General features: G+C 63.4%; 13 protein-coding genes. 4 read left to right on the top strand and 9 right to left on the bottom strand.

The annotated features are described in order from the left end of the window. Positions 1-5 precede the first annotated feature (5 nt). Positions 6-1,610, bottom strand: coding sequence for an ABC transporter substrate-binding protein (locus FMZ75_RS13115; protein ID WP_166143374.1), 1,605 nt, complete (start codon positions 1,608-1,610; stop codon positions 6-8). 198 nt (positions 1,611-1,808) lie between these two features. On the opposite strand from FMZ75_RS13115, the gene FMZ75_RS13120 reads away from it, so the two are divergent. Beyond that, the gene (locus tag FMZ75_RS13120) at positions 1,809-2,930 is read left to right on the top strand and encodes an LLM class flavin-dependent oxidoreductase (RefSeq protein ID WP_166143376.1); all 1,122 of its coding nucleotides are present in this window, start codon (positions 1,809-1,811) and stop codon (positions 2,928-2,930) included. A 67-nt stretch (positions 2,931-2,997) separates the two neighbouring features. On the opposite strand, the gene FMZ75_RS13125 is transcribed toward FMZ75_RS13120, so the two are convergent. The 4 genes from FMZ75_RS13125 to FMZ75_RS13140 all read right to left on the bottom strand — a co-directional run bounded on the left by FMZ75_RS13125 (position 2,998) and on the right by FMZ75_RS13140 (position 10,989). After that, positions 2,998-4,563 (bottom strand): rhodanese-like domain-containing protein, encoded by a 1,566-nt coding sequence (locus FMZ75_RS13125; RefSeq protein WP_166143378.1) that lies wholly within the window; start codon positions 4,561-4,563, stop codon positions 2,998-3,000. 5 nt (positions 4,564-4,568) lie between these two features. Beyond that, entirely contained in the window at positions 4,569-5,165 is a 597-nt protein-coding gene (locus FMZ75_RS13130; RefSeq protein WP_166143380.1) for a cysteine dioxygenase, read from the bottom strand. Positions 5,166-5,302: 137 nt separating this feature from the next. Beyond that, positions 5,303-8,446, bottom strand: a complete 3,144-nt coding sequence (locus FMZ75_RS13135; protein ID WP_166143382.1) for an amidohydrolase family protein — start codon at positions 8,444-8,446, stop codon at positions 5,303-5,305. A gap of 65 nt (positions 8,447-8,511) precedes the next feature. Beyond that, complete coding sequence (locus FMZ75_RS13140) at positions 8,512-10,989, bottom strand: TonB-dependent siderophore receptor (protein ID WP_166143384.1); 2,478 nt, start codon at positions 10,987-10,989, stop codon at positions 8,512-8,514. A gap of 560 nt (positions 10,990-11,549) precedes the next feature. Here FMZ75_RS13140 and FMZ75_RS13145 point away from each other — a divergent pair. The 3 genes from FMZ75_RS13145 (at position 11,550) to FMZ75_RS13155 (ending at position 16,188) form a co-directional block, all read left to right on the top strand. Further along, a complete protein-coding gene (locus FMZ75_RS13145) occupies positions 11,550-14,006 on the top strand; it encodes a TonB-dependent siderophore receptor (RefSeq protein ID WP_166143386.1) in 2,457 nt (818 codons plus the stop codon). 63 nt (positions 14,007-14,069) lie between these two features. Next, positions 14,070-15,362: a dipeptidase gene (locus tag FMZ75_RS13150; RefSeq protein ID WP_166143388.1), complete on the top strand. Its 1,293-nt coding sequence runs from the start codon at positions 14,070-14,072 to the stop codon at positions 15,360-15,362. Further along, positions 15,340-16,188 carry a TetR/AcrR family transcriptional regulator gene (locus tag FMZ75_RS13155; RefSeq protein ID WP_246728953.1) on the top strand — a complete coding sequence of 283 codons (849 nt, stop codon included), beginning with the start codon at positions 15,340-15,342 and terminating at the stop codon, positions 16,186-16,188. Before FMZ75_RS13150 ends, FMZ75_RS13155 begins: the two co-directional genes overlap by 23 nt. Positions 16,189-16,414: 226 nt before the next feature. Here FMZ75_RS13155 and FMZ75_RS13160 read toward each other — a convergent pair whose 3' ends face one another. The 4 genes from FMZ75_RS13160 to FMZ75_RS13175 all read right to left on the bottom strand — a co-directional run bounded on the left by FMZ75_RS13160 (position 16,415) and on the right by FMZ75_RS13175 (position 22,434). Then, complete coding sequence (locus FMZ75_RS13160; protein ID WP_109026834.1) at positions 16,415-16,942, bottom strand: c-type cytochrome; 528 nt, start codon at positions 16,940-16,942, stop codon at positions 16,415-16,417. After that, positions 16,929-18,203, bottom strand: coding sequence for a sulfite dehydrogenase (gene soxC, locus FMZ75_RS13165; protein WP_109026833.1), 1,275 nt, complete (start codon positions 18,201-18,203; stop codon positions 16,929-16,931). Before soxC ends, FMZ75_RS13160 begins: the two co-directional genes overlap by 14 nt. A gap of 12 nt (positions 18,204-18,215) precedes the next feature. Then, positions 18,216-19,142, bottom strand: a complete 927-nt coding sequence (locus FMZ75_RS13170; protein ID WP_166143390.1) for an MBL fold metallo-hydrolase — start codon at positions 19,140-19,142, stop codon at positions 18,216-18,218. A gap of 169 nt (positions 19,143-19,311) precedes the next feature. Then, positions 19,312-22,434 (bottom strand): efflux RND transporter permease subunit, encoded by a 3,123-nt coding sequence (locus FMZ75_RS13175; protein WP_166143392.1) that lies wholly within the window; start codon positions 22,432-22,434, stop codon positions 19,312-19,314. Between the last annotated feature and the right edge of the window lie 125 nt (positions 22,435-22,559).

Raw genomic sequence — 22,559 nt, forward strand, 5'->3', positions numbered from 1 at the left:
GCGTCTCAGCCGCTCAGCCAGGCTTCGTGGAAATGCGGAAAGCCATGCGCGTCGATGACGATTCCCTGCGCCGATGACGACAGGGCGAGATTATACAGCAGCACATAGATCGGTATCGCATAGACCTCGTCGACGATCCGCCGTTGCGCTCGCAGATAGAGCGCTTTGCGCGCCTCCGGCTCGTCCTCGCGCGCGGCCTTTCGCAGCAAATCGGCGAGCTGGTCGTCCTCGACCTGCACCACCGACAGGCGATTGCGCGACTCGGGCGCAAAGACGCGGCGCAGCACGTCGGGATCGTCCGCGAATTGCGCGCCGCCTGAAATATCGTAATCGCCCGCGAGCTGGCGCTGGACGAGAAGCGGTCCGCTCTGGCTCTCGATCGTCAATGAGACTCCGATCTTGGCGAGCTGCCGACGGACGAGCTGCACGACGTCGAGACGCTGCTCGCGGTTGCCCTGAGCGTCGACGAAGCCGAGCGTGAGCTTCCTGCCCGCCTTCTCGCGGACGCCATCGGCGCCGCGACGCCAGCCTTTGCTCTCGAAAATATCGGCGGCCTGCTTGGGATCCGGCTTCCACGAGCCGGCGAGATCCTGCTCCGCGGAGGCGAACATCGACGGCGAGAGCGGCGACCAGGCGCGTGCGAGCGAGCCGAGATAGACGATGCGAACGATGGCGTCGACATCGATCGCGAGACGAAGCGCCCGGCGAAGATCGGGATCATCCCAGGGCGCGCGCGTCGGATTGACGAACAGCGCATAATTGGTATTGAGCAGCTCCTGCTGCACGAGACGAAGATCCGGCGAGGAGCGAATCGTCGCCAGATGCTGCGATGGAACGAGGTCGGCCACTTGGACCTGCCCGCTCTGCAGCGCGGCGACGCGCGTCGAATGTTCTGGCACATTCTTGAACGTCAGCCGATCGAGCCACGCCGGGCCCGAAAGCGTCGACGTCGACGGCGCCCAGCGATAGTCCGGATTTCGCTCGAGCCGAATCTCTGCGCCCGCCGCGAGGCCGGTGAAGCGAAACGGCCCTGTGCCGACCGGATTCTGGCCGATCCCCTCGCCATATTTCACGATCGCGGCGGGCGACACGATCCCGAGCTTCGTCGAGCTCAAATTGCGCAGCAGCGGCTCGAAAGGCTCGGCGAGCGTGACGCCGAGCCGATGCGGAGCGAGCGCTTCGGTCGCGACGACAGGACCGAGCTCGCCGCGCGCATAGGTCGCGACATTCGGATCGATGACGCGATCGAAATTGAATTTCAGCGCCGCCGCGTTGAATCGAGAGCCGTCGTGAAACAGCACGTCCTCGCGCAGATCGAATACATAATGCCGGCGATTCGGCGAAATCTCCCAGGAGCGCGCCAGCCATGGGCCGACGGTCTGATCGGCGCGCAACACGACGAGACTGTCGTAGATCGAACGAAAAACGCGGTTGTGCGGCGCGAATAGCGAATTATGCGGATCCAGCACGAATTTGACGATCGAGGCGCCGTCGAACGCCACCGTCAGCTCGCCGCCCGAACGCGGCGACTGCGCCGCGAGCGAGCCGCCGAAGGGCGCGGTGACGAAGGCGCTCGCCAGCAGCCTATTGAACCGACGCCTCGTCGTCATCGTGACGCGTCTCCGCCCTGCGATCGCAGCCGCATCAATCTACCATTTTCATGCGCCCGGGCAATGCGAGGACCGGATGTCGATCCGCGAGTTTTCTCAATCGATCGAGTTGGGCAAATCAACTTTTCACCGCGATGCGCGCTTCGTAAGCTGCGAATTGGAAGCATGGCCGATGCGGCCGAGACGCGGAGCTTTCTCATGACCGTCGAATTCATCGGCATCCTGCATTACCGCCCCGGCTCCGAGAGCATCGCGGGCAGTGGCCCGGCCGTGCAGCCGGAATTCGCGCGCGAGCTTGCGAAAGCTCACGAGACAGCCGGATTCGATCGCGTGCTGATCGGCTACAGCTCCGCCTCCGGCGACGGCTTCATCGCCGCGCAGCACGCGGCCGCCCACACCGAAAGGCTCGGCTTTCTGGTCGCGCATCGTCCCGGCGTCGTCGCCCCGACGGTCGCCGCGCGAAAATTCGCGACTCTCGACCAATTCACCGGAGGTCGCGCGTCCGTCAACATCATCAGTGGCGGCGACGATCATGAGCAGCGCCGCGACGGCGACTATCTCACCCATGACGAGCGCTACGAACGCACCGGCGAATATATCGAGATTTTGAAGAGGATTTGGACGAGCGACGCTTCGATCGACCATGCCGGCCGGCATTATCGCTTCGAAGACAATGTTTCGTCGGTGAAGCCGGTTCAAAAGCCTCACGTGCCGGTCTACTTCTCGGGGTCGTCGGATGCGGCGATCGAAATCGGCGCGCGCTTCGCCAACGTCTATATGCTCTGGGCCGAATCGCTCGCCGGAACGCGCGATCAGATCACGCGCATCCGCGCCGCCGCCGCCAGGCACGGGCGGGCCGACGCGATCCGTTTCAGCCTCTCGGTTCGTCCGATCCTCGCTCCGACGGAAGAGAAGGCGTGGGAGCGCGCGCGTTCCATTCTCGAGGCGGCGAAGGCGTTGCGCGAGGCGACCACGTCGACCGTGGCCGCCTTTCTTCGCCGGCGTAACGCCGCGCCGGCCAATACGGGCTCGCTCCGCTTGTTGAAGGTCGCCGCCGAGGGCGCCGTCGTCGACAAGAGGCTGTGGACCGAGATCGCGTCGCTGACCGGCGCGAGCGGAAATTCGACGGCGCTCGTCGGCACGGCGGAGCAGGTCGCGGAGTCGCTGCTCGACTATCGAGCGATCGGCGTCGACGCATTTCTCATCCGCGGCTTCGATCCTCTCGCCGACGCCATCCAATATGGCGAGGAGCTGATCCCGCTCGTCCGGCGCGAAGCCGCGCTTCGAGACGCCGCTCGGTCCGGCGCCGCTGCGGAGTGAGGCGCGACGAAACTCCGCAGCTCGCGCCGCGGTCGACGACGCGAGCCCCGCCACGATCGTCGGGCTCCTATCTCACGACGTGAAAGTTGGCGACGCCGTCATTGGCCAGCTGCGCGACGAGTTGGAGCTCCCAGTCGATATAGGCTCGCATCGCATCGCTCGCGTTGTCCGTTCCCTCATAGGGTCTCTTATAGACGTCGTCCGGCGCGCTGATCCAGCTCGCATCTTCCGTCGTGAGCGCGCCGAAGGCGGCGTTCCCGCCCGCCAGAGCGACAACATCGCCCCCTCTACTCGCTCTTGCGCGTGCGAGATTGTCGAGAGCGATCTCGCCGTCGGTCGAGGTCAGCACGATCGTTCGATCGCTCGGGAGCGTCGCGAGATCGCGCTCGAGATGAGCCGCCGCAGCCCAATGAGCGCCCGGAATATGCGCGGCCCGATAATCCACCGAGCGGCCGATGTCGACGAGGATGAAATTCTCGCGCCGCACGGCGACCTCCGCCGCGAGAATGACGTTCTCGGCGAGCGCCGGCAAAGGCGGGCGTCGACGCGTCGGCGAGCCGCTCTCATTTGCGACGCCTGCGTCGGGCGACAGCACATAAGTCTCCCAGCCGAGCTGAACGAGCCACGCCGCCGTCGTCAGCGCGCGCGCCTCGGCGTCATCGTAGAGCACGATGCGCGCCCCGCGCACGCCGATCCATTCGTCGGTCGCCTGCACGAGCTGGCCGCCCGGAGCAGAGCGAAATCCGGCGATATGGCCTGCCGCGAACTCCTCGGGCGTGCGAACGTCGAGCAGATAGAGGGTGCGCTCGGCGCGCTGCTCGAGAAGGGCTTCGAAGCGGGCAGCATCGATCGTCTCCACCCCGACACGTTTCGCCCGCGCGCGTGCGGCCGCGATCGCCTGAGCGCGGCCGATGTCGCTCGTCGTCGGGCAGCGGCGGGTCTGGCCGACATCGAGCGCGAGGCCCTCGAGCGTCCAGCCGATGGTTCCGTTCCTCAGCGCGGCGACACGATTGGGAATGCCTGTGTCGACGAGCGTCTGAGCGCCGATGATGGACCGCGTCCGGCCCGCGCAATTGACCAGTATGAACGTGTCCGGCGAAGGCGCGATATCGAAGATGCGCAGCGCCAATTCGCCGCCGGGCGTGCTGACGCCCTTGGGGATGCTCATCGCGCGATACTCCTCGAAGCGGCGGGCGTCGACCACGACGAGATTCGGTTCCTCCGCAATGAGCTTCGCCGCCTCCTGCGCCGGGAGCGAGGGCGTGTGGCGTATGGATTCGACCAATTCTCCGAAGGCTTTGGATGGAACATTGACGTCGCGGAACAATTCGCCGACCTCGCCATAGGCGGCGAGACCGCCTCGGAGGAGGCGGACATCGGCGTAGCCGATCTCCTCGAGCCGGCGCGCCGCGCGTTCGGCGAAGCCTTCGCCATCGTCATAGACGACGAGCGTCGCCGAGAAGCGCGGCGCGAGCTCCATGACTCGGGCGTCGATTTCGGAGATGGGGAGGGATATGGCGAAGAAGGGGTGCGCCCGCGAATAGGGCCCTTCCTCGCGCACGTCGAAAAGCGCGACCTCGCCGCCCTCTCGCCAGATTTGCCGCAATGCGCGGGCGGAAATCGATCCTGCCATTCGACTCAGCTCCCGAGCTCGTGCGAGCGATCCCACAGATTTGGCGTCGCGCCGTTGGAATAGCCGGATACGAACGCTTTCTCGACGCCCGTCGCCGGATCGAAGGTCGCGCGCCGCACGGCGCCGATATTCCCGCCATAGACGTGTATGCTGATCGAGACGCCGTCCGGCCGGGCGTTGGAGATTTCGTGAATGTCGCCGATGCGCGGCGACACCGCGACGACGGAGCCCTGCTCCAGCAGCCGCGGAGCGTCGGCGGTCAGCTTTCCATCGGCCGTGCGGCGATAGTCGATCGAACGCTCCGCGCCCCGCAGCAGACCGACGAGGCCCCAGACGCGATGATCATGCACCGGCGTCTTCTGCCCTGGCCCCCAGACGAAGCTCACGATCGACAGACGCTCGAGAGGATCGGCGTGCAGAAGATACTGCCGGTAGAATTGAGGATCCGGCGCGGCATATTCGTCCGGCAGCCAGTCGTCATGGGCGACGAGCTCGTCCAATCGGGGAAGAATGTCGGCGAGCGTCGCGACTTCATCCCGGTCTCGATCGATGATTCGCGTCGTTTCCACGACGAAGTCGCGCAGCCTTCGGACCGATGTCATTCTCGCGCTCCCGAATTTTCGATTTCGCACTTCATTGCCGAGCGCCGTCGCCCCGACAAGCGAGTTCTTCGAATAGCGCCCATGAGCGGAGCCGTATGATGCCGAGACGAATGGCTTGCGCCGGCTCCACGCCGCGTTCAAGCAAAATGCCCGGCGCAGCAACAGGCGGCGCGGCTCTCGGCGACGAATTGCGCGCTGTGCCACCAATAGTCGGATTCCTGCGCGGCCGTGTCGACCGCGACACAGCTCATTCGCTTGCGCGCGTTGGTCCCGGAGAAAGGAGCACGCAATGCGGCCGGCGTATGCACGACGCCATTCACGACAATGGCGTCGATCGCCGCCGCATCCTCTATGCGCCTCAACGGGTCGCCGTCGACGAGCAGAAAATCGGCGAGAGCGCCCGGCTCGATCACGCCGATCGGCTCTTCGAGGAACTCGCCCGAGAAGCGCGTCGCCGTGGACAGCGCCTCCCATGGCGCGACGCCGAATCGCACCATCGCGCGGAGATTGAGATGCAGGCTCAGCCCCGAGAAGTCGAGTGGCGCATCGGTGCCCGTGACGATGCGACCGCCGGCGTCGAGCGTGTCGCGAATTTGCCGCACGCTGCGCTCGAGGAAGGAAAACAGAACGGCGCGCGCCGTTCGGTCCTCGCCGAGACGCTTCACCAGCGCGTTCAGCCGCGCCTGCTCCCACGGGGGATAGAACGCGCGCACGCGCTCGTCGTCGGCGATCGACGGAGCTTCGCCGAGCAAGGCCCAGGCATGGAACAGGGTCGGCGTGCGCGCCGCCCGCGCCGCGCCGAACAGACGAGTCACATCCGCATAGCCCGCGCCGAGCGCGCTGATCGTGCGCGAATAGCCGAAGCGGCTCGTCGCGCCCAAATGCTCGACGCCGTCGACGCCGAGGGCGAGCGCCGGATAATGATAATGCGAGGTGACGTGCCGCCCCCATCCTTGCGCGATGCGCGCGATCTCGGCCTGCGCAGAGTGCGGCAGGCGCACATAGGTCTTGATCATGTCGTAGGAAAGCGCCCGCGCCCGCGCCAGCTCGAGAGCGAGCTGGCCCTCCTCCGTCACCGGCCGCATGAAATTATAGAAGATGCGCGAACCATCGAGCGGCTCGCCGGTCCCGAAGAGACGCGGGCCGAGCCTCGCGCCCGCTTCGATCGCTTCGCGGTCCTCGACCATATGATAGGACGGCCCGCCGGGCGAGCGCGTCGCCGTCACGCCATAGGCGAGCAGCAAGCGCCCGAAGCGATCGCCGAAGCGGTGCGACTGACGATGCAGATGCATATCGACGAGGCCGGGAATGGCGGCGCGGCTCGACGCATCGAAGAAGCGCAGATCGCCGTCGCCGGGCGGCGCGTCGGTGGATGGCGAGAGGCTCGCGACGCGATTGCCGTCGACGAGAATATCGACGCGCTCGCGATAGTCGCGGCCCTTCCCGTCCCAGAGCCGCCCGACGCGAACGAGCGTGCGCGCGGCCGGCGTCGCCCTCGCCCAGCTCAATGGCAGATCGACCGCGCGCGGCGGCCCGCCCTCGATGTCGACGAGGCGCAATTTTCCGTTCGAGACATAGAGGAGCGTTCGCGAATCGCCGCTCCAGCTCGGCGCGTCGGCGACCTCGTCGGCGAGCCGGCGCGGCTCGCCGGCGAAGCGTCCCTGCTCATCGACCGGAACGATCCATAGCCTGCTGGCGAACACGTAAGCGAGATGACGCCCGTCGGGCGACCATGCCGGACCGTCGTCGCCGCGCGTGGCGATGGAGCGATGAGGCGCGATCGGCGCATAGCTCGCCTTGCCGGTCGCGCGCTCGATGGTGAGGATTTCGTTCAGCCCCTCGCGATAGCGCGCCGAATAGGGCTTGAAGGCGGCGAGCGCGATATAGCGCCCATCCGGGCCGAAGCTCGGACGGCCTGGCTCCCACAGCGGGCCATGCGCCATGCGCGTCTCGCCGGTCGCGACCTCCACCGTATGCACGGCCCCGTTCTGATCGAGAAAGGCGAGCGAGGCCCCGTCCGGCGACCAGTTGGCCGCGAAGGACGCGTCGGAGCGGCGCGTCAATTGCCGGTCTTCTCCCGTGGCGAGATCGCGCAGCCAGATGTCGAGCACGCCAGCGCGATCGGACGAATAGGCAAGCCATTTGCCGTCCGGGGACCAAGAGGGGTCACATTTGTGAAAGCCGTCGCGGATCACAGGCGCAGCGTCGCCTCCGATCTCCAGCACATAGATGTCGTTCAAAGCGCGAAAGGCGATGCGCTTGCCGTCCGGCGAAAGGACCGGGCTGCCGATGCCGACGACCGGGCGGGGAGCGGTCGAATCGAAATCGCGACGCCGCTTGTCATAGCTCGGCGACGCGGCCGTGACCGACGCCGCGAAGGGAATGACCCTCGCGGATCCGCCCGCCAGCGGCAGCCGCCTGATCTTCCCGTTCGAGGCGTAGAGAAGGTCGCCGCCCGGCAGAATGCTCGCCCGGAATGGAAACACATCCTCTCCGGTCACGACGACGGCGCTGTCATTCATCAGCCGCGTCTCTCCATCCGCCAATATGACGTGAAGCAGGCCACCGTCGGGCGCGAAGCTCGGCGCGAAGAGACCGGATGGGCGCAGCAGATCCGTGGAGCGAGGAATGGCGAGGCGCGTCTCGGCGACGCCGTCGAAATCGGCGACGATCAGCTTCGCGCCGCCCGCGACATAGGCGATGCGCCTGCCGTCGGGCGACCAGGCCGGCTCCGAATCCTGCGTGTCGCCACGCGAAAAGAGGCGGATATCGCCGCTCGCGAGATCGAGGATATGAATAGCGTAACGGCCCTCGCTGCGGTCCGACGAAAAGGCGATGCGTCGCCCGTCGGGCGAAAAGCGCGGCTCGCGATGATCATAGGGGCCGCTGGTCAACTGCTTCAGACCCGATCCGTCGGCGCGGATCGTCCAGATATGAAAATTGCCCGTGCGATAGGATTGGAAGCAGAGCGTCTCGCCGTCGGGAGACCAGTCGGGCTGCGCGATATCGGCGAAATCGTCGGTCAGTCGGCGCGCGACGCCGCCCTCGGAGGCGACGATCCAGAGAACGCCCAGCAGATCGAAGGCGATGCGCTGTCCATTCGGCGTGGCGGCGACCGCGATATTGGTGCCCTCGGCGAGAATGATTTCCTGCGACGCCAGATCGGCTCGCTCGAAAGCTGCGGGCGCGCCGAGCGTGGGCGCACCCGCGCTGGCGAGAGCCGCGCCGCCTCCCAGCAGCAATGTCCGGCGATCGACGCCTCGCCGCAACTGGTCGATCATTGCGTTCTCCGTGAAATTCGTCTCGCGATGCGACCGCGGATCACGCCCAGAGCTCGGCGCGTTTTTTAGAACTTCCAGGACGCGCGCGCGTAGTAGTAGCCGCCGTTGAAGCCGTAGGGCGAGAAGAAATTATAGGTGTTGGCGTGATAATACTGCGCATAAAGCGGCGTGGCGTCGGGCCGCACGCCGAACACATTATTGCCGCCGATCGCGGCATGGACGCCGAAGTCGAAGTCATAGCCGATCTCGAGATCGGTGATGATCTTCGGCGAGGTGACGGCGACGGTGTAGGGCGCGGCGCCGGTAAGAAAATAGGCCGTGGTCGAGGACACCCAACCATAATGGGTGAAGTTCAGAGCGAATGTCCAATTGTCGCGGAGATAGGTTCCGCCGAAGATGATCTTCTCGTGCGGCACATTGGCTGTGAGATAGGATCGCGCCTGCGCGTCGAGCAAGGGCGCGCCATTGAACGCCGACGGAGAATCGGCGACGCGCAGAATCGCCGTCTCGAAGAAGGTCGCCGCCGCGTGAAAGCGAAAAATGCCATCCAGGCCGGTGTCGATCGAATAGTCGGCCTTTACATCGACGCCGCGCGTGCGCGTGTCGGCGCCGTTCACGTAGAAGCTCACATAGCCGGCGGAGCCCGGAGGGGGCGTGTTGCCGCTCGCCGCTATCGCGGCGTCCGCCGCCGGACCGTTCACAGTGCCGGTCGACACGATGCGATCGCGAAGATCGATCTGATAAGCGTCGACCGAAGCGTGCAGATTCGGCAATGGCTCCAGCACGAGGCCGACCGTCACATTGGTCGATTTCTCCGGCTTCAGGGCTTTCGCGCCGGCGAGCGCCGCAGCCGCAGAATTCGGCGCGAGCTGAATGATCGCCGAGAATGGCGAGACTTTCGACTGAGTGTAGAATTCCTCGGCCAGCGTCGGCGCGCGAAAGCCGGTGCTGACTGTTCCGCGGATCGCGATCTCCGGAGAGATATCATAGCGCGCGGAGAGCTTGCCGTTCACCGTTTCGCCGAAATCGCTATAGGTCTCGTAGCGGCCGGCGATATCCACTTTCCAGCGCGGCAATGGCTTGGTGGCGACGTCGATATAGCCGGCGAAGGAATCGCGGCTGTGGTCGCTCGCGTCAGTCGGACGGATCCCCGCCCCGGCGGCGGCTCCGCTATTGTAGTATGACCAGTAGTCGCCCTGTATGATGCGATAGGTGTCACGCCGGTTCTCGGCTCCGATGGCCACATTGATCGGCTCGGAAAAAAAAGGCAATAACAGCGGCTTGACGAAATCGAGATTGAGCGTGCGTTGGGAATTGGAATATTGTCCGATATAGAACTGCCTGGGCGTCCAGCCCAGGTCTCGGAACAGCTCGGGATTGGCTGTTGTGTTGGCGCCGACGTCGATGACGTTTGCGCCATAAGTGAAGCCGAGATCCCAGCGGCCGTCTTCGAGGAAGCTTCCCTTGAGTCCGCCCGTCGCTGACCAATCGCTTTCGTGAATCGTCGTCGCCGGAGCAAAGCCGTAAGGATAGACGGATAATAAGTTCACGCCGCTCACGACCGGCGTTCGAAAATTCTGGAACGACTCGCCTCTCCGACCGCCGCCGGTGCCGAACAGATAAGCTTCGACGCCATTGTCGAATTCGTAGCCGCCATTCAATCCCGCCGCGCCTCGAATATAGGCGGCGTCGCCAGAAATGACGCCGACGGTTTTCGGATCGATCCATGGGTAGGCCGTGCCCGGCCCGACGCGCGGCGTATAGCTGTACAAGTTCGTATCTGATCCGCTCTGATTGGAATGCAGATGCGAGACGAGATCAGCGCTGAGATGCAAGAAGCCTTGGCTGCCCAAGGCAAACCCTTTGTCGATCTGTCCTGTTCGAGTCAGCCCATTGCCGTGAGCGCTCGCGTTGTCGCTTGGGCCGTAAGAACCGACGAGAACGCTCGCCTGACCGGAATCGAACGAGTTCTTCAAGATGATATTAATGACGCCGGCGATGGCGTCCGATCCATATTGTGCGGCGGCACCGTCTTCCAGGATCTCGATATGATCGATTGCGGAGACCGGAATTTGCTCGAGGTCCACGCCGCTCGCGCCACTGTTGACGAGGGAACCTATATTGGCCGTGCTGTGTCTACGCTTTCCATTGACGAGCACGAGCACATGATTTGACGTGAGCCCGCGTAGGCGTGGTTGACGTATGAGATTGTCGAGCACTCCGTCGAAGCCGGTGAATGAAAAGGATGGTGCGAGCTTTTGCAGCGCGCTCGCCAGATTGCTCTGGCCGGTCTGCTCGAGCCGATTGGCGCTGAGGACTGTGACGGGCGCGGCGCTTTCCCGCGCCTTCACGGAATAGTCGCGGGTTCCGGTAACGATGACGTCATCGATGGCGATCGCTGCCGCTGGATTCTGCTTGGCGTCCTCGGCGCTTGCCGAATAGGTCGCCAACGCCAGACTCAGCGCGACGAGGCTCGCTTCGACCAGACCTCTACGAAAGACAGAGAGCTCCTTGCTCCGACACGCCACCATTTCATCCCTCATCGTAATCATCAATCGGCGAATGACTTCGCGGATGCGCAAAGGCGCCGATACGCTCGACAGCGCTAGCTAGGCTGAAAGGCTAGCAGCCGTAGATCGATATCGACAAAGGAGAAATTCTAAACTCAAGCATGAGAGGTTCTGCTGGATGTTCGGGGCCGGATCGGACTGTGAGATCGTCGCTATTTCGTGTCGGCGCCTGCGCGCCGCGGCGATGCTGTGTGATAAGCGGCGTCGTTCATCGACCCGGATCGAACTGAATCGCCCATGCCGAAATCGACCGGTGGTGACCTCTCGCAGTAGCGGATGTCTTGCTTCATGCAACGTCGCGCCCGGGATATTCCATCTCCACACGAACCGGCATCGACGTTTTCTGTCTCCATCCGAAGCTCGAGGCGAACGCGCGACAAATCTACGATCCTCATGTCAAACTTTAAATTTTCTCCTTTGTCGAATTCACGAGAAGACTGATAGAGCAGAGGCTCCGGGGAGCGATAATATTTTCAGCGCTTCCATGTGCATCTGCGAAGTTCTCGCGGAATACGAATTTCGATGAGGGTCGAATGGCCGCTGTTCAGCACAAGACCTCGACGATGTCCCGTCGCCACTCGATCGAAGCGAGCCTCGCCGCGCTCGTTCTGGCGCTGGCCGCGGTATCCGCTCGTGCGGAGGACCGCAAGCCGACCGAGCTTTCCGTCGACGATATCATCGTCACCGGGACGCGCGACTACAATGTGAAGGCGCGCGAGAGCACCGCGCCGGTCACCGTGCTCGGCTCCAATCGAATCGCGCAGACGGGCGCGAACAATCTGTTCGACGCGTTGCAGAAGCTCGATCCTTCATACGCCTTCAGCGGCTTCGGCGGCGATCTCGACAATCTCGTCCGCACGCCGAGCTTGCGCGGACTCACGGCTAATCATGTGCTCGTGCTCGTCAATGGCAAGCGCCGCCACGGCACGGCCAATATGGGAGAGTTCAACAACAATGGCGTGAATGGCGTCGACCTCGAGCAGATTCCCCTTTCGGCGATCGACCACGTCGAAATCCTGGAAGACGGAGCAGCGGCGCAATATGGCTCGGACGCGATCGCCGGCGTCATCAACATCATTTTGAAGGACTCGCGGGACTCGGGCGAGGTCAGCGCGCTCATCGGCTCGTACGGACCGAGCTACAACACAAACACTCACGGCAACGGCCTTACGCGAACCGGGCGCGTCGACAAGGGATTTGCTCTCGGCGAAAATGGGTTTTTGCATCTTTCCGCCGATCTCGCTTCGCATCTGCATTCCAATCAGAGCGGGCCGGACAGAGCGTTCTACAGCGCCTCGCCACGCGTCGGGCCGGGCACGCCCTTTCCCTGGCTCAATCCCGATACGGTCGGACTCTTCTACGGCGACGCCGCGTATCTGCGCGGCGCCGGCGGTCTGAACGCGGGCTATGAGTTCGACAATGGCCTCGAAGCCTATCTGTTCGGCACGGGCGCGCGACGCCGAGGCGAATCGTTTCAGGGATTCCGTACGCCGACCCTCAACGGGGCGCTTCCGACGATGCTCACAATAAGCGGATTTCTCCCGGCCGAGACGATTCACGAGACCGACTGGTCTGTCACCGGCGGTCTGAAAGGCTCCTTCTTCGAGGACGGCCGCTGGGATCTCGCCTTTACCTATGGAGCCGACGTCGTGGACGTCGGAATCAACGACACGGCCAACGCCTCGCTGTTCAACGCTCGAGGATGGACGCCACGCCAATTCTACATCGGCCAATATTCCAACTCGCAACGCACGATCAACCTCGACTTCACCAAGCCGGTTCCCTTGCCCTTCTGGGCGTCTCCCTTCAACATCGCCTTTGGTGCGGAAAGCAGACGCGACACCTATCGCATCATTCAGGGCGACGCTTGGTCCTACTACCAGGGTGGGCCCGCAGCATTGGTGGGAATTCGTTCGACAGACGCGGGAGCGCATGGCCGGGACTCTTTCGCCGGCTACGTCGATGTGAGCAACAAGCCCTTGCCGCAATGGAAAATCGAGATCGCGGGCCGCTACGAAACCTACAGCGACTTCGGCGATACGGTGAATGGCAAGCTCTCGACGCGTTACGACGTGACGCCGCAGATCGCATTGAGAGGAACCGTGAGCACGGGCTTTCGCGCGCCGACGCTGGCCGAGGAATTCTACACCAAATCGCAGGTCTCTCCAGTGTCTGCGATCATTGTTCTCGCTCCCAACTCGGCCGCGGCGGCGCTCGCCGGCGCGCGGCCGTTGAAGCCGGAGAAATCGACCAATGTGACGGTCGGTCTCGTGCTGGAGCCATTGCCGAATCTGCACGCTTCGGTCGACGCCTATCAGATCGATCTTCGTGATCGCATCGTCTCGACAGGCACGCTCACCGGCGACGCGGCCAATGCGGCGATCGCCGCGAGCGGAAATGTGGTGTCCCCAGGCTTCGCGGGATTCGTCAGCTATTTCGTCAATGGCGCCGATACGCGCACGCGCGGAGTCGATGTGAAGGCCGACTATTCGATCGACGCGGGTTCCGACGGCGCCTTCCACTTCGACTTTGCAGCGAGCTTCTTCGACACGACCATTCTTCGCGTCGCCGAAGCGCCCGCGGCATTCAACGGCGCGCCGCTGCTGGACGCGTCGGCGAAGTCTTTCCTCACCGCCAGCGTGCCGCACGAGAAAATCATTTTCGGCGGGTCCTATCTACTCGACGCATGGACATTCACGCTTCATTTCACGCATTACGGATGGGTTACCCAGGTCACACCGAATTACGTGACCGGCGGGGCGCCCTACACGACCGCCACCAACTCGCCGAAGCTCATCACCGATCTCGAGATCGGCTATGACTTCGACTTCGGCCTACATACAGCGATCGGCGGCAATAATGTCTTCGGCGTGCGTCCAGACGCCTCTCCCTTCTACGCACGCTTCACAAATGCGAATGTAACCAATAACTTCTCTCCCTACGGCATCAACGGGGGCTACTATTACGCCCGCGCATCTTTGAAATTCTGACAAACTCGCGAGATCAGTCGCGAGACGCCGCTACGCTCTGAACTCGAAGGCATTGCCTCGCCCATGTCCGAAATCTCGTCGCACCACGGCGCTCGCGCGTCGCGTTCCCGCCTTCCATCGAAACGTTTTCTCGCCGCTGCTTTCGCGACGCTCGTCGCGGCGGCGCCCACCGCGCGCGGCGACCCCGCGGATGACCCTTCGACCGCCGCGGCCGATGCGATCCACAAGCGCGTGCTGACGCTCGATACGCATGTCGACATTCCATTCGAATTCATGTCGCCGCAGGCCGACCCGGGCAAGCCGAGCAAATTGCAGGTGGACCTGCCCAAGATGCGCGAAGGCGGGTTGAGCGCCGCCTTCTTCGTCGTATATGTCGGCCAGACCTCGCGCACGGCGGAGAACTACGCGCAGGCGCGGCTGGGCGCCGAGACGAAATTCGCGGCGATCCACAAGATGGTCGAGACCTATCCCGATCAGATCGAGCTCGCCCGGTCGGCCGCCGATGTCACACGCATTCGCGCGAGCGGAAAGCTGCTCGCACTGATCGGCATAGAGAACGGCTTCGTCATCGGCAAGGATATAAACCTTCTCCGGCACTATCACGATCTCGGCGCGCGCTATTTCGGCCTAGTCCATGCGGGGCACAACGACCTCGGTGATTCCGCCAATCCGGTTTCCTGGCTCGACAAAGGGCCCGAGCACAATGGTCTCAGCCCGCTCGGTCGGCAGGCTGTCGTCGAGCTCAACCGGCTCGGATTTATCGTCGACATTTCGCACGCGTCCAAGGAGACCTCGATGCAGGCGATCGAATTGTCGCGCGCGCCGGTCATCGCTTCGCATTCGGACGTCGGCGCGCTCAATCCGATCGCGCGCAATCTCGACGACGAGACTCTGGAAGCATTGGCGCGAAAAGGCGGCGTCGTCCAGATCGTCGCCTTCGACTCTTATCTGTGGGTAGGCGTCGTCGCCAAGCACAAGGCGCAGGAGGCGTTACGTCGGGAATATGGGATCGACGATCCATTCGCAGTCGGCAATCTGCCGCCCGACAAGGCCGCGGAATATTTTCGTCGCCTGCTGGCGCTCGACCAGGTCTGGGCGCGCACGGATGTGAAACGGCTCGTCGACCATATCGACTATGCAGTGAAAAAGATCGGCGTCGATCATGTGGGCATCGCATCGGACTTTGGCGGCGGCGGCGGCATCGTCGGTTGGAAGGACGCGAGCGAAACTTACAATGTGACGCGCGAACTGGCGCGGCGCGGCTACAGCGAGGGTGACATCGCCAAGCTCTGGGGTGGCAATCTGCTACGCGTCCTGGCGAATGTAGAGGAGATTGCAGAGAAGTCGCGCGATTAGCCCCTATCTCGATCCGATCGGAACCGATAGCGCGCGCGTCTTTTCTGTGGCGCGAATTTTGATCGATCGGACGACATTTGTACGAGAAGATAGTGATGACGACCCGGGGCGGCGGGCGTGCGGCTTTCGCGCATCGGTCAGGCGCACGCCGGTCGGGCAGAAAGGGACTGCGATGAACGCGAAGCCACAGACGGTCGAGAATGAAGCAATGGAGAACCGCGCTACACCGCGCAAAGAAATCATTCTCACGGCGGCGCGGACGCAATTTCTGAAACAGGGCTTCTCGGAGACCAGCATGGGCGCGATCGCGCGGGCTGCGGGTGTGTCGAAAGCGACGCTCTACGTATACTTCGCGAACAAGGAAGATCTCTTCGCCGATCTTGTCGAGAGTGAATTTCGAACGACGGTGCTTTGCTGCGCCGAACCTGATCTCGGCCTCGGCCTTGAGCCCGCGTTACGCGGGCTGGCGCGGGAGTTCGTGGGGTGCTGGCTCAGAAAGGACTCCACCGCATTCTTCCAAGCTGTATGCAGTGAACGCTGGCGCTTTCCCGGACTCTGCCTTCTCGTGTTCGAGAGCAATCAGCGAGCTGCGCTCGAGCTCCTCATTTCCGTCTTCGAGGAGGCCGAGCGAGAAGGACTTCTCGCTTTTCCCAACGCGAAGATCGCAGCCGCACATCTGCTTCATCTCGTCTTCGCAGATATGCCCCTTCGGATAGCGCTCGGCGTCGCACCGCCGAGCAAAGCTGAGGCAGAGGCGACGCTCCAAGCCGGAATCGACTGTTTTTTGAGAGCATATGGAACGCCACGACTTGCGCCTCGAGGATAGTCCGGCCCGAGACGACGCCATCCGGCGACCGTTGAAAATAACTGGGTTGCGCTGACCGTTAGCTAACGCAAGGTTCGCAGAATAAAGGGCACGCGACAGTTTCGACGCAAAGGCGCGGCGATCGAAGCGAAGTGAACGCGATCAGCGCGCGAGCCTCTATGCAATGCAGTCGACTGAATTGCAGCAAACTCCCCCAAGTCGCCGACGCCGAAACGCACGATGTCGATCACCGCCCGGCGACGTAAGGCGTAAATCCGTTCCGGTTAGGCATCTCGATTTTCGGCAGGCTTCGCGCGTCGACCCGCTCGTCTTCTCCGATAATGCCGTTGAGATGCAAGAGATAGGCAGTGACGGCGAAGACTTCGTCATTGGTCAGCGATTTGGGCGCGTCGAATGGCATGGCCCTCCGCACATAGTCGAACACCGTCGTGGCGTAGGGCCAATAGCTGCCGATCGTCTTCACTGCCGGCCGTTCGCCCTTCAGCGTGCCGAAGCCGCCGACGAGGCGATCATTGGACTTTCCTTCGCCTTGCTCGCCATGGCAGCCGATGCAGCGGGCCTCGTAGACGAGCCTGCCCTGGCGCGCCGAGCCTGCGCCGGGCGGGAGGCCGGCGCCATCCGGGCCGACGCTGATGTCGAAGAGCGAGATTTCGCTCGCGCTCGCTGCGCGGCCGAGGCCCGGCCCCTCGGCGCGCGCCTCCACCCCCGCGAAAACGACCAGTAGCGTCGCGACGATGGCCTCACGCATAGACATGCGAGACCTCGCCGCCGGGCGCGACGCCCCAGCTCGTGATCGCATTGAAATGATAGAGGGCGCGGACGCCCCGCCGAGCGAGCAGCGCGTCGCGCGTCGGCTGGACATTGCCGGTCTCGTCGGTCGCTCGGCTCTGCAGCACCGCGGGGCCGCCATCCCAGCGCCAGGCGAGCCGGAAACGCGTCAGTGCCTTGGAGAGAACAGGCCCTTGCAAATGCGCTTCCGCCCAGCTGCGCCCGCCATCGGCGGAGACTTCGACCTTGGCGATACGGCCCGCGCCCGACCAGGCGAGGCCGGATATTTCATAGAGCCCCGGTTCTCTCAGAGCCGCGTCGGGAGAGGGCTGAACGACGACCGATTTCGCCTCCATCGGAAAGACGAATTGCAGCGCCGTTCCATCCGGCTGCAGCAGCGTATATTTGGAAGTCTCGTCCTTGGTCATCGCCGGCGCGGCGACGAGCTTCAGGCGGCGCAGCCATTTGACCTGCATATTGCCCTCGAAGCCCGGCAGCAGCAGGCGCATCGGATAGCCGTTGGAGGGACGAATGCGCTCGCCGTTCTGGTAGAGAGCGATCAGCGCATCGTCCATCGCTTTGGCGATGGGAACGCTGCGGCTCATACTCGCCGCATCGCCGCCTTCGGCGAGCACGAAACGAGCGGCGGGATCGACGCCGGCCTCGTCGAGCAGCGTCGAGAGGCGGACGCCCGTCCACTCGGCGCAGGAGAGCAGGCCATGCAGAATCTGCACATTCGCCTTCGTCGGCTCTGGCTGGTTGAGCGCTGCGCTATTGCCTCCACATTCGATGAAAGCGATGCGCGACTCCATCGGATAACGCGCGAGGCTTTCCAGCGAGAAGACCTGCGGACGCGCGACGAGCCCGTGGATCAGCAGACGATGCTTATCGGGATCGATGTCGGGAACGCCACTGTGGCTGCGCTCGAAATGCAGGCCGTTCGGCGTGATCGCGCCGTGCAGGCGATGTAGCGGCGTGCGCGCCGCGCCGGCGCCGGGCGCATTCGGTGGATTGGCGTAGGCGCGCGCGACTGCGGCCTCGAAGCGCGAGGGCTGGCCATAGGCCGTGAATGGCGAGCCGGGCGCCGTCATCCAGGGCTCGACCGCCAGCGACTCGGCGCTCGCCGATCCGGTCGCCGCGGCGCTGGCCAGCGCCGCTGCCCCGGCGATGAACGCTCTTCGGTGGAGGAGCCCGTTGCCGGCCGCCTCCTCTCCTTTGGGCCGATCCGCCCGCTGTCGATGCTTCATTTTTCTCTACCGTCAGCGCGCGGTGGTCTTGGTCTTGGCCGCCTTGACCTCGGCGTAGAGCCATTTGACGAAGCGCTCCGAGCTCTGATCCGCATTCGGCACTTTGGCGTCGAATTCAGCGGTCGGCTTGGCGGCGATCGTCTCTTCGAGCGTCTTGCCCTGGTCGATGAGCGCCGCGACCTTGTCGCGCACCGCGACGATGAGATCGCGCTGAGCGATGAGCGCGCTGCGGTCGACAATCGCGCCATGGCCCGGCACGACCTTGGTGTTGGGGCCCGCTCGGCCGATCGTGGCGCCGAGGCCGTCGATGATGCCCGCGAGCGAGCCACCATTGTTGAGATCGACGACCGGATAGCCGGTGCTGCGGAAATAATCGCCGACGGCGAGAATATCGTGCTCGGGGAAATAGACGAGCGTGTCGCCATCGGTATGAGCGCTGCGGATCGGGATCAAGCGCACATGCTCGCCGTTTAGATGAATGGTGACCTGATTGTCATAGGTCACGACCGGCAGAGCTTGGGCCGCGGCGGGCTTGCCCGGCGTTCCGTCAGCGGCCGGATTCGGATTTTGCAAGCGCGCGCGCAGCTGGTCGCGGGCGAGAATCAGCGCGCCGAGCTTGGCGAGATTCTCATTGCCGCCGACATGGTCGCCATGCACATGGGTGTTGACGAGGAAGCGGATCGGCTTGTCGGTGATCTTCTTGATCGCCTCGACGATCTTGTCGGTCAGCGGCGCGAATTGGGAATCGACGAGCAGAACGCCCTCCGGGCCACTGAGCACGCTGATCGCGCCGCCCTGCCCTTCCAGCACATGGAAATTCTCGGCGAGCTGCGTGGTCTTGATCTCGACCTTGCTGAAGTCGGGGCGCTGTTGCGCCATGGCCGCGAAAGTGACGACACTCGCCGCGAGAACGAAAGACGCGGAGACGATCTTGCGCATGGCTCGGGCTCCATTTATTCACTAATATACTAGTTAAATAGATATATACAGAAGTCGAAGCGCCGACAAGCACTTTTCGCGGGGTCCTTTTTCGACGGCGTGACTAGGAGAGAGCGAAGGCGTGAGAGCGTGGGAGGCCGGATCGCCTGCAGCGCTCGGCGGCCCTTGCTCACGCACGGGCGTTCGGCGTTCGCCGACGATCTCTCGTCAACCGGTCGATGAGCACAAAGACGACCGGGGTCGTATACATAGTGAGCAACAGGCTCGAAAGGACGCCGCCAGCGACCGATATTCCGAGGGGCCGACGAATTTCGGCGCCCTCTCCACTGCCAATGGCCAGCGGCAGAGCGCTGAAAAAAGCGATGGCCGTCGTCATCACGATCGGCCGAAGCCGTTCGATGCACGCGCGCTGGATCGCCACCGCCGCATCGAGTCCCGTTGACCGCTGCGCCACGAGCGCGACATCGATCATCATGATCGCGTTCTTCATTGCCACGCCGGTTAGCATGAGCAGGCCGATCATGGCGAAAAGCGACAGATCCGTCTTCGTCGACAACAGCGCGGCCGCCGCGCCGACGCCAGCAGACGGAAGAGTCGACAAGATCGTGATCGGATGGGCGAAGCTCTCGTAGAGGACGCCGAGTATGATGTATACGGCGGCGACCGCGCCGAGGACGAGAAATCCATAACTTCCGAATAAGCCTTCGAAGGGGCCCATCGGCGTGACGAGTTCGCCGTGAATCGACGGCGGAGCGCCGATTTGCGCCAACGTCTCCCGGATGAAGGCCGCAGCGCCGGCCAGAGATTCGTTCGGAGCCAGACTGAATGAAATCCCCACCGACGCCGACCCGCCCCAATGATTGACCGCGATCGGCGCGAGGGCCGGAGTAAGGCGTCCGAGCTGCGCGAGCGGCGCCGCATGTGCCGGCGCATCGACGACCGGCGACCTGCCTCGGTTCTGCAGGCCGGGCACAGGGCTGGGGATGAAATAGAATTCCTCGAGCGATCGGTGCTGCGCGGCGAATTGCGGGGCCAGCTCCATGACCACATGATATTGATTACGCGTCCTATAGAGCGTTGACACATGACGTTGGCCGAAGGCGTCATAGAGTTCGTTGTCGATGTTGGCGGTCGTGAGATCGAGGCGCGCGGCGGCGGCGCGGTCGAGCTCGAATCGGGTCTGAAGGCTCTTGTCCTGCTGATCGGAAACGACATCGAGCAGGCGGCCGCCGGCCGCTAGGGCCTCCGTCACTCTCGGCGCCCAAAGGCGTAGCGTGGCCAGATCGTCAGACTTCAATATGAACATATAATTGCCCGTTCCCGAAGCGACGGTGAAAGCGAGATCCTGAACGGATCGAAGCGCGATGGAGGCTCCGCTCACCTGCCGCAGAGGCGCGCGCAATCGCGCGATCACCTCGTCGGCCGAAGCGCTTCGCACGGCTCGCGGCTTCAGCCAGACGAGGAGGTCGGCGCGATTGTTGGATGTCGGTCCATTGAGGTTTCCCCCGATCGTTCCGGTCGCCGCGAAGACGTCGGGATCGTTCTGCAGAATGCCGATCGTCTGTTCGAGCTTCCCCGTCATCATGCCGAAGGAGGCGCTCTGGTCGGCGATGATCGTGCCGCGCACGCGTCCCGTGTCCTGGAACGGAAACAGGCTCTTTGGGACGAGCGAAAAGAGATAGAAATTCAGCACGACGACGGCGCTCATCGCCGCGACTGCCAAAATTGGACGCTCGATCATCGCCGAAAGCGAACGGGCGTAGGCTCGGGTCGAAGCGCCCCAAAGATGTTCGCTCGGTCGCGCGTCGCGCGCTCGAAGGCGTAGGAGCCGGCCGCACAACATGGGTGTCGTCGTGAGGGACAGAACCATCGATACGGCGATTGCGACCGTCAAAACGATCGCGAATTCGCGCAGCATACGTCCGATAACGCCGTCCAGGAAGGATACGGGCAGGAAGACCGCGACGAGCGAGAGACTCATTGCGACGATTGTGAAGGCCGCCTCGCGGATGCTCTCTATCGCAGCGTCGAGCGGACGCGTCCCGGCGTCGATGCGGCGCATTGCGCATTCGACGACGACGATAGCGTCGTCGACGATCACTCCGGTCGCTATGGTGAGCGCCATCAAGGACAAATTGTTGATCGAATAGCCGAAAGCGTACATGAACGCGAAGGTCGTCGACAGTGTCGCCGGAATCGTGATGGTGGAGATCAGCGTCACCCGCACATCGCGAAGAAACACGAAGACAATGAGGACGACGAGGACGATGGCGATCAGCAGCGCGAGCTCGAGCTCATGGAGCGAATTGCGAATTGTGAGCGTTCTGTCCTGAACGACGTCGATCTTCAGATCGCCCGGCAGCGCATGGGAGAGAGCCGGCATGAGCGCCCGAACACGATCGACAGTTTCGACCATATTGGCGCCTGGCTGACGATAGAGAATGACCTGAACCGCGGGCGCGCCGTTGCATAGGCCCATGGTGCGTAGGTCTTCGACCGAGTCGGCGACCCCGGCGACGTCGGAGAGACGAACCGGCTTGCCGTTGCGGGTGGCGACGACAATGTCGCGGTAATCCTCGGCCTTGAAAATTTGGTCGTTCGCGTAGATCTGCAGCCGGCCGTCCTGCACCTCGAGCGCGCCCTTGGGGAGGCTGACGTTGGTGGCGGCGACTGCCGCGCGAACCTCCTCGAGCGCGACTCCGGATTTCGCAATGAGACCGGGGTTGATCTCGATGCGAACGCCTGGAAGCGAGGCGCCTACGATCAGGACGCGCCCGACGCCTTCCACCTGCGCGAGCTTTTGCTGCAACACGATGGTCGCCGCGTCGTAGATCGCGCTCTGGGACAGCTTCGACGAGGTCAATGCGAGGATGAAAATCGGGTTTTCGCCCGGATTGGCTTTCGTATAAGTCGGGTTGCTCCGCAACGAAGCCGGCAGCTCGGCGCGCGCCGAATTGATCGCAGCCTGAACGTCGCGCGCCGCTCCGTCGACGCTGCGCGCGAGCCCGAATTCGAGAAAGATCGACGACATGCCGGAAATGCTCGAAGAGGAAATTTCACGAACGTCGGCGATCCGGCCCAAATGACGCTCGAGCGGGGTTGCGACAGAAGACGCCATCGTTTCCGGCCCTGCGCCCGGCATCATCGCCGTGACGTAGATCGTCGGATAATCGACCTGAGGAAATGGCGCGATCGACAAGTAGAAGAACGCGCTCGCTCCCGCCAGCATGCAGCCGATGGTCAAAAGCGTCGTCGCCACGGGTCGGGCAATAGATTTGTGAGAAAGTCGCATTGTCCAAACGGAAAGACGTTTCCGATTCACCGCCGAGGGCGCCCGATCGGCGCTTCTCCGCGGCGCATCGCATGCCACCAATTTATTACATTAGTAGTCTAGTTCTTTCTTTGAATTTGGCAAGC

Source organism: Methylosinus sp. RM1, from assembly GCF_011378635.1.
Taxonomy (GTDB): Bacteria; Pseudomonadota; Alphaproteobacteria; order Rhizobiales; family Beijerinckiaceae; genus Methylosinus; species Methylosinus sporium.